Origin of the sequence: Vibrio zhugei (assembly GCF_003716875.1) — a bacterium.
GTDB lineage: Bacteria > Pseudomonadota > Gammaproteobacteria > Enterobacterales > Vibrionaceae > Vibrio > Vibrio zhugei.
Map to the genome: position 1 here is coordinate 1,077,261 of NZ_CP033078.1, position 13,508 is coordinate 1,090,768.

Sequence of the window (13,508 nt, forward strand, 5' to 3'; positions counted from 1 at the left end):
GACAATTAAGCGCCCTGAAGAGGGCGCTTAATATCATTTTAAAGAGGGGGATTGTTTTTGGGGAGACAGTGATTTAATTATTGATAAAACCTGTAATACGACAACCAACGCAAAAAAGGCCGCGAGCACCATAGACACAGGTCTTTCAACAAATGGGAGGAGGTGGCCATTGGATTTTATCATCGATGACAGTAAGTTTTTTTCTAGCATCGGCCCCAAAATCATGCCGAGAATGATCGGTGAAATAGGATATTGAGCACGCTGTAACAGGTAGCCCATAACACCCATGCCTAACATCACAACAATTGATGAGAGTGAGTTGTTTATAGCAAACGATCCGACGCTACTAAAAATAATAATAATCGGATAAAGAATGGCTTTATCGATAAAGATGACCCGCTTAATAAAGTTAACCACTAATAATGCCAATGGAATAAGCGCTAAGTTGGCGATAAAGAACAAAATGAACACGGCATAGAGCTTATCGGGTTGAAATAAGAATAGCGTGGGGCCTGGGTTCATATCTTTCATGTAGAGCACACCGATAATAATGGCGGCCGCGGAATCGCCCGGTATACCGAAGACCAAAGATGGAATCCAACTGCCAGCCAAGCTTGCATTGTTACTGGATGAGGCGTCGACAATCGCTTCTTCTGATCCCTTACCATAGCGTTCCGGCGTTTTGGAAAATTTGCGAGAGAGTGCGTAAGATATCCATGCGGCGATATCCGCCCCGGCGCCCGGTAGCGCACCGATTAGGGTTCCTAGAATACTGCTACGGCAGATGTTCAATTTGTAGCGCCACATTGTACGAGGAACACCTTTAAACAGGTTGAAGCTAGACTGGGTTGGAATCACGTCTTGCTTGTGTGTGTTTATTTTCCCAGCGTAATATTCGATGGCTCCGGAAATGGCAAACAAGCCGATCATGGCAGGAATAAAACTGATGCCTTGTAACATGCTGACTTCACCAAAGGTAAATCTTGGTACGCCTGTCATTTGGTCGTAGCCGACACAAGAGAGAAGTAAACCAAAACACAGTGTCACTATGCCCTTTAACGGCTGATTACCAACGACGAGTGTCGCACAAGTTAACCCGAGTAAAGATAACCACGTATATTCATAAGAGCTGAATTTTAAAGCAAATTTTGCCAACATCGGGGCAGCTAGCATTAAGATAATGGCACCAAAGAGACCACCAATCACAGAGCTGGTCAGCCCGATACCTAATACTCGGTTCAATTTTCCTTGTTTGACCAATTCGTGAGAGTCTGCCACATAAGCGGCTGAGGCTGGTGTGCCAGGAATTCTAAGTAAAGCCCCTGGAATATCACCAGCATAAATTGACGATGCGCCGATGGAGATCATCAGGGCTAATGCTGGGATAGGATCCATGAAAAAGGTGAATGGAACCATCAGTGCGATGGCCATCGTAGCAGTCAATCCGGGAATAGACCCGACCACTAATCCAAACAGTCCGGCTGCGATAACGGCAAGAATGGCACTAAGGTTGATATATTGAAAAGCGTCGACTAATACTGACATATTGCAAACTCCTATACCCAGATGCCATCTGGTAACGCTACCATGAGCAGATGACCAAAGACGTAATAAATGATACCGGAAGCGACGAGCGCGAATGTGGCATTCATGATGAGTTTTTTAGGATTACGTAGGCTCATCAATGCAAATAACAGTACGGATGCACAGATTAAAAAGCCCAAATAAGAAATGAGATAGGTGAACAGTCCGATCGATACGATGACTAATATTAAAGCCTGTATCTCCTTGGCACTGAATGTGTGTTTTTGCGGTTGTTGGCGAAGATGGATCACGCCATCCAACACTGTAAATGCAAGTAATAATGCACTCAGTATTGTGGGCATAAATCCAGCGCCATATTCACTGATGCCGCCATATTGACTGACGCTTGTGACCAGCGTTAATAAGGCAAATACGGCTATCAGGAATTGGGAAAGGGGTAATGAACGCATAAAGTACCTACAAGTTCCACAGAATGAATCTATGTGACAAGGCATCACAATAGTATTGGGGGAAGGGGCGGAGTTAAGTGCTCCACCCACCACTTTATTTTTTGAGCTTATTGATCAATTTTCCGTACTTTTCATCTTCATTTTTCATGAACGCGGCTAGCTTATCGCCATACAGTGGGTATACCTCAAAGCCTTGCTTGGTCGCAAACTGCTGAAGCTTGCATTCTGCAAATACTGCTTTCATGGCTTTAATCAGTTTATTTTGTATGTCTGGCGAAATCCCTGTTGGTGCAACTAACGCATTCCACGTGGAAAAAGTGTATTTATATTGAGTGGCTTGTTGGAAGACCGGAATGTCTTTATAAAGTCCTGTGTTGGTTTTCGCCATGGTCGCGAGGTTTTTGACCATTCCTGCATCCACCATACTTTTTGCTTCTCCCGGAGAAGAAGTGGTGAAATCAATACCTCCAGAAACGAGCTCCATTAATGCTCCCGATTTCAGATAATAAGTGCGACATTCATGGAAATATGTAGAAGAGGAAGCCAACTGCTGAAAGTGGTACGCTCTTCTCGCCAAAGAAACAAGCAGTACTACCATGAATTATCAACAGTTGACCGAAGGCAGAAGATACCAGATTTCTGCTCTTTTGGAACGGGGAATTTCGGTTCCTGAAATAGCTAAAACAGTTCAGTGCCACCGCTCGACGGTATACCGTGAGCTTAAACGCGGTCGGAAGGGAGAGCATTATTGCCCTAACGAAGCCCAGATGTCGTCTACCAAAAAGCGCAAAACAGCACGTAAATACCGAATACCAAAGGAACGTGTCGATTTTATCCGCCTTCTTTTAGAAACAGATTGGAGTCCAGAGCAGATTTCTAATGTATTAACGAAAATTGGTGCATCTGTCAGTCATGAGTGGATCTATCGCTTTGTTGCTCAAGATAAACGCTTGGGCGGTAAGTTATATCGTCACTTGAGACAAGGTCATAAGCGGTATCGCCGAGGTAAACAAGAGAAAGCTCCAGCGATAAAAAATGCCGTTTCGATTGATGATAGACCAAGCATCGTTGACAGTAAGGAGCGGTTTGGTGACTGGGAAATCGACACTGTGCTAGGTAAGCATGGTACAGGTGCAATGGTGACTATTTTAGAGCGTAAGACTCGATTTTACATGGTAAAGAAAGTGCCATCTAAGTCAGCGGATGATGTCACCAAAGCGACAATAGAGCTACTGAAGCCCTATAAGAAACATGTCCATACCATTACGGCAGATAACGGGCGAGAGTTTGCAGGTCATGAAACCATCGCAAAAGAATTAAAGGCTGATGTGTACTTTGCTCATCCGTACAGTTCTTGGGAGCGTGGTGCTAATGAGAATGCGAACGGTCTTTTAAGGCAATATGTGAAGAAAGGAACCGATCTAACGACAGTGACGGACATCGATATAGAGTTCGCTTTATCGCGGATAAATTACCGTCCGAGAAAGTGTTTAGGCTTCAAGCAGGCAGCCATTATATTTGAGGAGATGGCTTTAGCTTCTTGATATTGGAGAGTGTCGCACTTCGCAGTTGAATTCGGGAATAATTAATTCCCAATAATAGGTATGAAAGATGAAAACGTTAAATTTAATTACTGCTTGTATTGCTATGAGCACACCATTTATATCCACCGCGACACTGGCTGCGAACGTCGAAGGTTTTAATTTTACGGGGTACGCTCGTTACGGCGGTGCATTCCAAGGGGATGATGAAAAATTAGTCACCACGGCAGGGGCTCTCAACGGAAATGCAACTGGACGCCTTGGTAATGAAAATAATGGTGGCGAATTCAGTCTATCGAGAACCTTTACCAATGAGCAAGGAGCGAACTGGGATGTGGTTGTCATGTTTGATCATTATTCTGACGAATCATGGGCTGAGACCGGTGGAGTAAAATTGAAAAAGGCGTATGCCAGTGTAACGAATTTCATCGCATCACAGCCCGAGTTACGAGTATGGGCAGGGCGTGATTTCCATCAACGACCACAAACTGATCTCAATGACTATTTTTGGATGACACACGATGGCCAAGGTGGTGGTTTCTATAACTTGGACTTAGGTGGCGTTAAGCTCGATATGGGCGGCATTGCGCAAGTTCAGGGAGATATGGTTGGCGACAATGGTCGATATGGGATTACCTCTAAACTTCATGGAATAAGCTTATTTGATTCGGCCGCCCTCTCTTTTTATGCCAACTACGGTTTTGCGTCCAAAAAGGTCGAAGATGAAGCTTTTTATGACACCAAGGCTTATCAGCTTGCCGCGGATCTCTACATGAACGGACAGCAGTTGTTATTCCGCTACTCTAATAATGCCAAAGACAGTGTCTTTGATCTTGTAGAAGATGAAGAGGCGTGGTTGGTCAGTTATAACGGGGTGGTGAATTTTTCTGAAAGACTTGGCTTACAATATTTAGCCGCCTATCAATATTTAGACGTGGCAGACGATAACGACCGTTCCAACTATAACGTCATTCTTCGTTCCACTTATGCTTGGGATTCGATGAATTCTACATGGATTGAAGGGGGTTACAACGTGGTCGACTATCGACATATCGACGCGAAAAACTCGTCTTGGAAAGTCACGTTTTCACAGAATATCGCCATCGGATCCCAGACATGGGCTCGTCCAATGTTACGTTTTTACACCACTGTCGGTCGTGCAGATAACGAGTATATCGGTTTTGACTCGACCACAGGGGATATGCAATCCAGCCGTTTAGACACAGTCACTGTCGGGGCTATGTTTGAAGCGTGGTGGTAAGTACTCCTAAGCCGTGAGTACGCAATGATAGATGAGTGAATCCCCATTTCGCTCATCTATCGCTCTATTCAGTGGTCAAGCACTCTTGTGTCTTGACCGCTGTTTTTTTGTTGTTGTCATTGTCTCGTATGATGACGATGAAGCTTATCGTCATGCCGTGTGAGGTAACGCAGGCAACGACCTCTCTTACCGTGCTGCCTGAGCAGCCCCCGCAACGTTATCGCATGAGATAGGCGTGGGTACTCATTCCCGCATGCGAGACAAACGTCGTTAAGTTAATCTTAAGTTAAGGTCATTAGATTGGTCTTGAGCATCACTATTTCTCACCTTTCCAGTATTAGAAGGATGGGCTGGATAAGGATAAATGATGTATATCAAGACTAACCTGAGAGGCTGAGTATGACGAACACTACGCAATGGGATCGCATCGTAAAGTTGACGCACTGGAGCGTCGCGATACTGTTTTTGATTAATTATTTTGTTACCAAAGCGGGCAGTTCGCTTCATCAGTGGGTTGGCTACACCATTGTTGGGCTGGTGGTCGTGCGATTGCTGTGGGGGGGGGTGACTCGCTCTCCAGCACGACTGAGCCAATTTTTACCTTCGTTTTCGAAAGCGGTCGCTCATCTTAATGAGGTCGTCACGACGCGGCGAGATGAACATCAAGGGCATAATCCAGCAGGGGCCATCATGATTTGGTGTATGTGGAGTGGGTTATTGGTAACGGGCCTTTCCGGTTATTTGATGGAAAATCCGCACTTTTCTGAGATGGACTGGCTTCACTCGGTGCATGTTATTACCGTCAATGTCACCTTCACCTGTGTTTGCATTCATATTCTTGCTGTGTGGGGCATGAGTCGTTTAACCGGGCGGTCGTATCTTCGTAGCATGCTACCGACGCAAAAAATCCATAAATGATGGGAAGTGGGTGCAATTGCTCTCAAGCTATTGGCTTGGCTTCATCGAAGGGGTCTATCAAAGTCTTTATCGGCAAGCATGCAAGGTCAATCGAGCTAAGCCTTAATCGGCGAGGAGGGGATTGCCCTCCTCGTGTCTGACGTATGCGCTTCTGATTATTGGTTATTCTATCAACGTATTTAGCACGCGCGATGATGTTCTCACACTGAGCACTGTTATCCTTGCCAGAGACTCTGCTATGGATTTTGTGACGGGGGAATACTGGTTATTATCCATTGGCAGTATGAGTGAAATAAGGTATTTTCAAGGACATAGAGAAATGAAACCATACACATAGGGAGCAGAAAACATGGTGCTAGATAGGATTTTTATTCATGAACTGGCAAAGGCATTAGCGCTCCCCGCTCCGGATTCCGTGCCTCGTTCTGGAGAAGAAGGCCAACACGTTAATTGCTACCATGTGTACGTAACGGATAATGATGGAACGTATCTCGCTGAAAGTGTGGTGGATAATGGCAAAAAGTTAAAAGTACTTGTCTGGAATGAAGAAAAGAGAATTCATGAAGGCCGCCGGCGATTAGATTTAACAAAGCTGAAAAGCATGAACTTTACTATTCATCATTATCATGGCTTGGTGACGCATACTTATCAGTCCGCGTTTGATTTTCTTATCCATGAGGCGACCCACTTCTACAAGCTACAGTCGAAATATTCGCGGTGTAAGTTTGCACTGCCAAAATTCTTGCACCTTAGAACCAAGTATGACCGACCTGATCGCAGCCGCGTATTGAAAGCGGTGGTGGATCTCTCTGAAAGCAATCACACGCAAACCATCGATGTCTCTAGAATTTTAAATCAAATTTATGGAATGTACGCCATACTGCATCCTCAGTACCCCAGAATAAAGCAGGCAACGATCTTGGTGATGCACTCATTAGATGAATCAGAAGATATTGATTTAGTTAGTGAATCTGAGTGTAGAATCCGAGGGAATGCGCTGACGACACTGGAAAATCTACAACGCGATGCGACGGAACGAAAACGCTCTAGCATTACTATGTGGCTCACGATTATATTTGCGGTAACCTCGTTATTTCAGGCGAAATTGGTGGTTACTGATTTAACCGTTAATTTAGATAGTATCGTGACTAGCCTATTATTGGGTGCAAAAAATATCGGCGATTGGCTATCAAGCTGGTAGAAATACTGGCCAAGACAATGACCTTTTGCGGTCATAGTGACATTGACATATTGGATTGATTTGGAGACTCACCGATGAAAAGGATTTTAATCACGGGGGCGAATCGTGGTTACGGTCTTGCTTTAGCACACGCGTTTTCCCACTCTGGATATGCACTGTATTTGGTGGTTCGTTCTGAGGCATCCAGAGAGGTTTTGCTGTTGTGCTTTCCTAATGCATGTATTTTGGTCGAGGATGTTGTCAGCGACGGGTATGAAGCTCGGTTGAATGATTGGTTACGGTCGGTGACGTTGGATGTTGTCATCAATAATGCAGGGGTAGGCGCCAAAGCGCCGACGTTAACATCGACAACCACGGGGGATTTACGCCGCACGTTTGATACCAATTGCGTCGGAGTACTATCAACGGTAAAAGGCAGTTTGGCAGCACTGCTGCGCAATCAATCCGCCATGATTATTAATATCAGCTCTCGGCGTGGTTCTTTGACCATGCAGTCCCAGCTAGCCGCGAAAGGCTCAGGATGTTCTTATGCCTACAGGATCAGTAAAGCTGCGCAAAATATGCTGACTTTGTGTTTGGCGGACGAACTCGAAGAATCCCGTATAAAGGTTGTCAGTGTGCATCCTGGGCGCTTACTGACGAAAATGGCCGCGAGTGATGCTTGTCTATCGCCTGAAGCTTCAGCGCAAAAACTGGTGAACTTGGTAGAAGACAATGCATTTTGCACACGTGATTTTATTGATTTAGAGGACGAGAGCCGACTTCCTTGGTAGCGCTGACATTCCAATTTATGTCATAAATTCACCGTACGGCACAAAGCGCAGCATAGCCTAACCTAACCGCTGGAGAAGGATGTGCACAAAGAGTCATACTGGCCCAGTTGCTAGGCCAGTATCGATGAGGGTTATAGAGAGAGGCGTATCATTCGGTAACTTAATGGTTCGATTGTGGCATTCAGTCGCTGATCAACAAGGGAAATACGTGTCCCCTCTTGAGGTATGACAGTTTCTGCCTGTGGACTATTGGTTTGCGAGAGGTCGTAGCCGCTGATCACTTTATCTTCTATCACGGTATGATGTTCAAAGCCTTCCAGCGCAATATCAAACTCTATCTCTTCGCTGGCATGACGATTGACGATAAAGAAAGCCAGTGAACCATCATCATCAGACTGCACACATGACACATCGAGATAAGGTACTTGAGTTGCAAAATCCGTATCGTAGCGTTCACAGTTGACTGCGAGGTTGAGCGCTGTACCTCGGCCGTAGCGTGACGCATACATATACGGATAGAAAATCGTTTGACGCCAAGCTGGGCCACCTTCGACAGTCATGATCGGGGCAATGACATTGACAAGCTGCGCCATACAACCGATTTTGACGACGTCAGAGTGGCGAATAAAGGTATTCAAAATACACGCGACTTGTAACGTATCGGCAAAATCGTAAATGTCTTCTAATAGCGCCGGTGCCTGCGGCCAGCCATCGGCGCCTTCGAGTATCGCTTTGTCTTGCTCTCGTGAGTGATACCAGACATTCCACTCATCAAAGGAAATAAAAACATCATGATCGGAGCGTTTTTTGGCTTTGGTGGTTTTGATCACGGCTGCTACGGTTTCAATGTAGTGCTCAAGTTGTTCCGCTTTGGCTAAATAGTGTGTCGCGTTGCTATCGTTATTCTCAAAATACATGTGCAGAGAGTTATTCTCAAAATACATGTGCAGAGAAATGTAGTCGACGGTGTCATAAGTATAATCGAGCACGGTGCTTTCCCAGTCGGGGTAGCTGTCCATCATTGGACTGGATGATCCACATACCACCAGTTCGATGTTCTTATCAAAGGCACGCATTGCTTTGGCTGTTTCAAAGGCGAGGCGACCGTATTCGTCCGCCGTTTTCTGACCAATCTGCCATGGCCCATCCATTTCATTACCTAGGCACCATAGCTTCACGTTCCAAGGGTCTTCTCGGCCATTGTGTTTGCGTAAATCGGACCAATACGATCCACCGGGGTGATTGACGTACTCTAAAAATGATCGAGCTTCATCTAGACCACGAGAGCCCAAGTTGACCGCGAGCATCATTTCGGTCCCGACTTTTTCAGCCCAGTTGGCAAACTCATGAATCCCGACAGCGTTATTTTCAGAGGTATGCCATGCAAGATCCAAACGTGTTGGGCGATTTTCCTTAGGGCCAATGCCGTCTTCCCAATTGTATGACGAGACGAAATTACCCCCGGGGTATCGCGTCACCGGCACATCGATTTCCTTGATTAATTCAATGACATCTTGCCGAAAGCCTTGCTCATCTGCGCTGGGGTGGTCCGGCTCATAGATCCCCGTGTAAATCGCACGACCAAGATGTTCGATAAACGATCCATATAAGCGTGGATCAATGTTGGCAACGGTAAAGTCTTTGTGTGCGGTGATGCTCGCTTTCATGTAATACCCCATTCAGTTCCATTTTATGATTGTTATCCAGTATCAAAATACTAATGGCATCGTTCTTTTGAGGTCAATAAATATACAGATAAATAAACAATTATTTTCATATATTGCGATTCAACGCGTTAGAGGGGGTTGTCATGGAGATTGAAGCCACAAGCGTATGGCAACGCAATGACGCAGTGGACGCCACACCATAGGACGAAGTTGTTCGGTGACAAGGTTTTTGTGGGAAGAAAAGGGCGAGATTTTTTAGCCTAGATCAATAGAACGTTCGATAGTTGCGTTTGCCATGAGATATGTTTCGATGATCACGAAAATCGGTGATTGCTTTGACTATATTACGCTCAACGGATGAATACGGGCGTCATGAATGACATTGATGTAACAAGAGGAGAGGAACAATGAAACTGATTTTCTTACTGGTTGCCATGGTTGCATTTACTGTTGCGGGTTATGCATAACTGTTCGCGCTTTCATCGCACAATAGAGATAACCAACACATTAACAAACACAGACCTGCTCACATTGCTCAGGTCTGTGTTTTGTTCGTTTTAGAACTGAGAATTTTTTAGTACGCGTTCACCGTAAATACCATTTTTGGGGACGGGTTTGTAGCTTGAGTTGGCCGCACGCATCACACGAATCCCTTCGGCTCCGGCATTGCGCGCAGAGATGATATCGCCATCCGCATCGCCATAGTAAATCTTGATATGGTGTTTTTTGATGTATGGTGTTTTAGTGTATACATCGTGGCTTGAGCCAGCAAAAATCACATCATGCATATGCGTAATATGGAAAGTTTTCTGGATGTATGTCGTTGTGAAATGACATTTTGAGCCAGTTCGCCCTGTTATAAAGTAAATGTCATCGCCACGTTTCTGATGCATAGCGATAAGCTGTTGGGCAATGTGCTTTGGCATACTGAATTTATCCCAACCACAATTCGCTTTGTCCCAGAATTTTTGATTGGTTAGATAACTGTACCCATTGGGTGAAAACTCTTGCTGGCCACGATAGAACACCGGTGAGCTAAACAGGGTCGTGTCATCAATATCAAATCCTACCGCCATCGGCGGCTTACCGGCCAACTCTTTTTTCAGATCGGCCACTGATACCATGTTGAGATCGTTCGGAATGCCATCGTTAAGCAGTTCTACGGTGGAATAGCCTGTGTGTGTACCAGGTGTTTTTGGATCGGCGTGGGCCGCTGTATGTATTAGAGCACAACTGAGTAGTGCTGCGCTTGTCAATGCTATGTGACGCAAAATGTCATCCTTTTCAATCAAACAATACCTTCATCTACGAACACACCGCCAAGAGAACCTTGAGCCTGCTCGCAAAGTCCAAGCTGGGGATTATACACCAGTCTATTTGAAACTTTTTTGACATCCGCGAGATTTATATGAGGAATCATTGGATGAACGTCTTTCTTTGGTGATGTTTCTTTTGACCAATAGGAAAACGTCGACTAGGAAATGAGCGAGATGTGTGGTATTTAACATTTTTGCTACGTTTTGTTTATATTTTTATGTTCGAACGCTCATTTATTATGATTGTTTGTTTTCGTAAACGTTTATTCATGCAAAATAGCGACAACATTGTAGTGAATAGCGATGATAACAATAAGGACTGAACATGGATACGAACAAACGACATACTTTGATAGGGCAATGCATTGCCGAATTTATTGGTACGGGATTACTGATCTTTTTCGGTGTCGGTTGCGTGGCGGCAGCCGTGTTGACCGGCGCGCAGTTTGGTCAGTGGGAGATCAGTATTATCTGGGGCTTCGGTGTGGCTGTGGCGATCTATTGTACGGCTGGGGTGTCTGGTGCACACCTCAATCCAGCAGTGACCATTGCGTTAACGGCCTTTCACGGTTTCAATAAGGCGAAAGTCATTCCCTATATCCTCTCTCAGCTGGCTGGTGCATTTTGCTCAGCGGCATTAGTTTATGCGCTTTACTCTCCGCTGTTTACGCAATATGAAGTGACCCATAATATTGCTCGCAGTAGTGAGGCGGCTTTAGCAACGGCGGGAATATTTTCTACCTACCCTAATCCTCTCTTATCTTTTGGTGGGGCATTCTTTGTTGAGTTTACGATTACGGCGGTATTGATGTTTGCGATACTGGCGTTAGGTGATGAGCACAATGGCGCGCCGCGCGGACCTGTTGCGCCTTTGCTGATTGGTATCGTTATTGCTGTTATCGGTGGCTCGTTAGGTCCATTGACAGGATTTGCAATGAACCCTGCGCGTGACTTTGGTCCTAAGTTGTTTGCTTACTTGGCCGGCTGGGATTACGCCTTAACAGGCGCAAAAGATATCCCTTATTTCATTGTACCGATTTTAGGACCGATTGCTGGGGCATGCTTCGGCGGCTGGTTATACCCGAAAGTGATCGCAACCTATTTGCCACAACAAGGCCATGGTTGCACCATTCCAAACCAATGTGAAACAGTAGAAGAAAATGAACAAGCGCATGCTTGAGATAAAAGAATATAACAAGGATTTTAACATGACTGATCAAAAATACATTGTTGCTCTTGACCAAGGCACAACCAGCTCTCGTGCAGTTATTCTGGATCATGATTCCAATATCGTTAGCACTGCGCAGCGAGAATTTACTCAAATTTATCCTCAGGCAGGGTGGGTTGAGCATGACGCATTAGAAATCTATGCAACACAAAGTTCTGTATTGGTGGAAGTACTGGGTCAATCGGGGATTCGCAGTGATCAAATTGCTGGGGTTGGGATCACTAACCAACGTGAAACCACCATTGTTTGGAATAAAGAAACGGGTAAGCCTGTTTATAACGCCATTGTTTGGCAATGTCGCCGCACGGCAGAAATTTGTGAAGAGCTCAAAGAGCGAGGCTTAGATGAGTATGTTCGTGAAGCGACAGGTTTGTTGATCGACCCTTATTTCTCAGGTACTAAAATCAAATGGATTCTTGATAATGTTGAGGGTGCCCGTGAAGACGCGGAAGCAGGTAAGCTGCTATTTGGTACTGTCGATACATGGCTTGTCTGGAAAATGACTCAGGGCCGTGTGCATGTTACTGACTATACCAATGCATCACGTACCATGTTATTTAATATTAATGACAAATGCTGGGATCAAAAACTGTTGGATGAACTGGGTGTCCCCGCTTGTATGATGCCAGAAGTTCGCACCTCGTCAGAAGTGTACGGCCAAACCAACATTGGTGGTAAAGGCGGAACGCGGATTCCAATTGCTGGGATAGCAGGTGACCAGCAAGCGGCCTTATTTGGTCAAATGTGTGTGGAACCTGGGGAAGCTAAAAATACCTACGGTACAGGGTGTTTCTTATTAATGAACACAGGGCAAGAGAAGGTGTCGTCATCGCATGGATTGCTTACTACGTTAGCATGTGGCCCTAAAGGTGAGCCCGTTTACGCCTTAGAAGGGGCGGTCTTCATGGGTGGGGCTGCGATTCAGTGGCTGCGCGATGAAATGAAACTGATTGATGACGCGATGGACTCAGAATACTTTGCGACCAAAGTTGACACCTCGAATGGTGTTTATGTGGTGCCGGCGTTTACTGGATTAGGGGCTCCCTACTGGGACGCTTACGCACGCGGTACGATTGTGGGATTAACGCGGGGTGTCAATTCATCGCACATTGTTCGTGCAACATTGGAAAGTATTGCGTATCAAACACGCGATGTACTGGATGCAATGCAAGCCGATTCAGGGATTCGTTTGGCAGCGCTGAAAGTCGACGGTGGCGCTGTGGCGAACGATTTCTTGATGCAATTCCAATCTGACGTGTTAGATACGGAAGTATTACGTCCAGAGGTCACGGAAGTGACGGCCTTGGGCTCCGCTTACTTAGCTGGCTTGGCGGTTGGTTTTTGGGATAGCATTGAAGAAGTACGTAATAAAGCGACGATTGAGCGCCAATTTACGCCACATCATGACGAAGAAAAACGTAACCGTCGTTACAAAGGTTGGAAGCGAGCAGTGAAATGTGCACAGGTATGGGCAGAACTGCATGCAGAAGACGATGAATAGTTGATACGCTAACACCATGACCGATTTAAGAGTGCTCGAATGAGCACTCTTTTTATTGGTTCGGCTATTGAATGTCAGTTTTACTTCTATAATGGTGAAAATTGACGC

At 45.4% G+C, this 13,508-nt stretch carries 12 protein-coding genes; 7 read left to right on the top strand and 5 right to left on the bottom strand.

Annotated features, from left to right (window positions below; all coding sequences use genetic code 11):
* Positions 1-33 precede the first annotated feature (33 nt).
* The 3 genes from EAE30_RS10335 to EAE30_RS10345 all read right to left on the bottom strand — a co-directional run bounded on the left by EAE30_RS10335 (position 34) and on the right by EAE30_RS10345 (position 2,592).
* The gene (locus EAE30_RS10335; RefSeq protein WP_123015837.1) at positions 34-1,545 is read right to left on the bottom strand and encodes a tripartite tricarboxylate transporter permease; all 1,512 of its coding nucleotides are present in this window, start codon (positions 1,543-1,545) and stop codon (positions 34-36) included.
* A gap of 11 nt (positions 1,546-1,556) precedes the next feature.
* Entirely contained in the window at positions 1,557-1,994 is a 438-nt protein-coding gene (locus tag EAE30_RS10340; RefSeq protein WP_164711825.1) for a tripartite tricarboxylate transporter TctB family protein, read from the bottom strand.
* 94 nt (positions 1,995-2,088) lie between these two features.
* Positions 2,089-2,592 (bottom strand): tripartite tricarboxylate transporter substrate-binding protein, encoded by a 504-nt coding sequence (locus EAE30_RS10345; protein ID WP_123015839.1) that lies wholly within the window; start codon positions 2,590-2,592, stop codon positions 2,089-2,091.
* On the opposite strand from EAE30_RS10345, the gene EAE30_RS10350 reads away from it, so the two are divergent.
* The 5 genes from EAE30_RS10350 to EAE30_RS10370 all read left to right on the top strand — a co-directional run bounded on the left by EAE30_RS10350 (position 2,591) and on the right by EAE30_RS10370 (position 7,688).
* The gene (locus EAE30_RS10350; RefSeq protein WP_123014473.1) at positions 2,591-3,538 is read left to right on the top strand and encodes an IS30 family transposase; all 948 of its coding nucleotides are present in this window, start codon (positions 2,591-2,593) and stop codon (positions 3,536-3,538) included. The genes EAE30_RS10345 and EAE30_RS10350 overlap by 2 nt on opposite strands.
* Before the next feature lie 67 nt (positions 3,539-3,605).
* On the top strand, positions 3,606-4,796 hold the full coding sequence (locus tag EAE30_RS10355) for a carbohydrate porin (RefSeq protein ID WP_123015840.1): 1,191 nt from the start codon (positions 3,606-3,608) through the stop codon (positions 4,794-4,796).
* 399 nt (positions 4,797-5,195) lie between these two features.
* Positions 5,196-5,714, top strand: coding sequence for a cytochrome b/b6 domain-containing protein (locus tag EAE30_RS10360; protein ID WP_123015841.1), 519 nt, complete (start codon positions 5,196-5,198; stop codon positions 5,712-5,714).
* 349 nt (positions 5,715-6,063) lie between these two features.
* Entirely contained in the window at positions 6,064-6,915 is an 852-nt protein-coding gene (locus EAE30_RS10365; protein ID WP_123015842.1) for a hypothetical protein, read from the top strand.
* 74 nt (positions 6,916-6,989) lie between these two features.
* On the top strand, positions 6,990-7,688 hold the full coding sequence (locus tag EAE30_RS10370) for an SDR family NAD(P)-dependent oxidoreductase (RefSeq protein ID WP_123015843.1): 699 nt from the start codon (positions 6,990-6,992) through the stop codon (positions 7,686-7,688).
* Between the two features lie 131 nt (positions 7,689-7,819).
* Here EAE30_RS10370 and EAE30_RS10375 read toward each other — a convergent pair whose 3' ends face one another.
* Both EAE30_RS10375 and aphA read right to left on the bottom strand, forming a co-directional pair.
* Positions 7,820-9,367, bottom strand: a complete 1,548-nt coding sequence (locus EAE30_RS10375; RefSeq protein WP_199287089.1) for an alpha-N-arabinofuranosidase — start codon at positions 9,365-9,367, stop codon at positions 7,820-7,822.
* A 545-nt stretch (positions 9,368-9,912) separates the two neighbouring features.
* The gene (gene aphA / locus EAE30_RS10380) at positions 9,913-10,626 is read right to left on the bottom strand and encodes an acid phosphatase AphA (RefSeq protein WP_241967756.1); all 714 of its coding nucleotides are present in this window, start codon (positions 10,624-10,626) and stop codon (positions 9,913-9,915) included.
* Positions 10,627-10,996: 370 nt separating this feature from the next.
* Between aphA and EAE30_RS10385 the strand changes: the two genes are divergently transcribed.
* Together EAE30_RS10385 and glpK are read left to right on the top strand one after the other, a co-directional pair.
* On the top strand, positions 10,997-11,851 hold the full coding sequence (locus tag EAE30_RS10385; RefSeq protein WP_123015844.1) for an MIP/aquaporin family protein: 855 nt from the start codon (positions 10,997-10,999) through the stop codon (positions 11,849-11,851).
* 28 nt (positions 11,852-11,879) lie between these two features.
* A complete protein-coding gene (gene glpK / locus EAE30_RS10390) occupies positions 11,880-13,400 on the top strand; it encodes a glycerol kinase GlpK (RefSeq protein ID WP_123017333.1) in 1,521 nt (506 codons plus the stop codon).
* Positions 13,401-13,508: the final 108 nt, after the last annotated feature.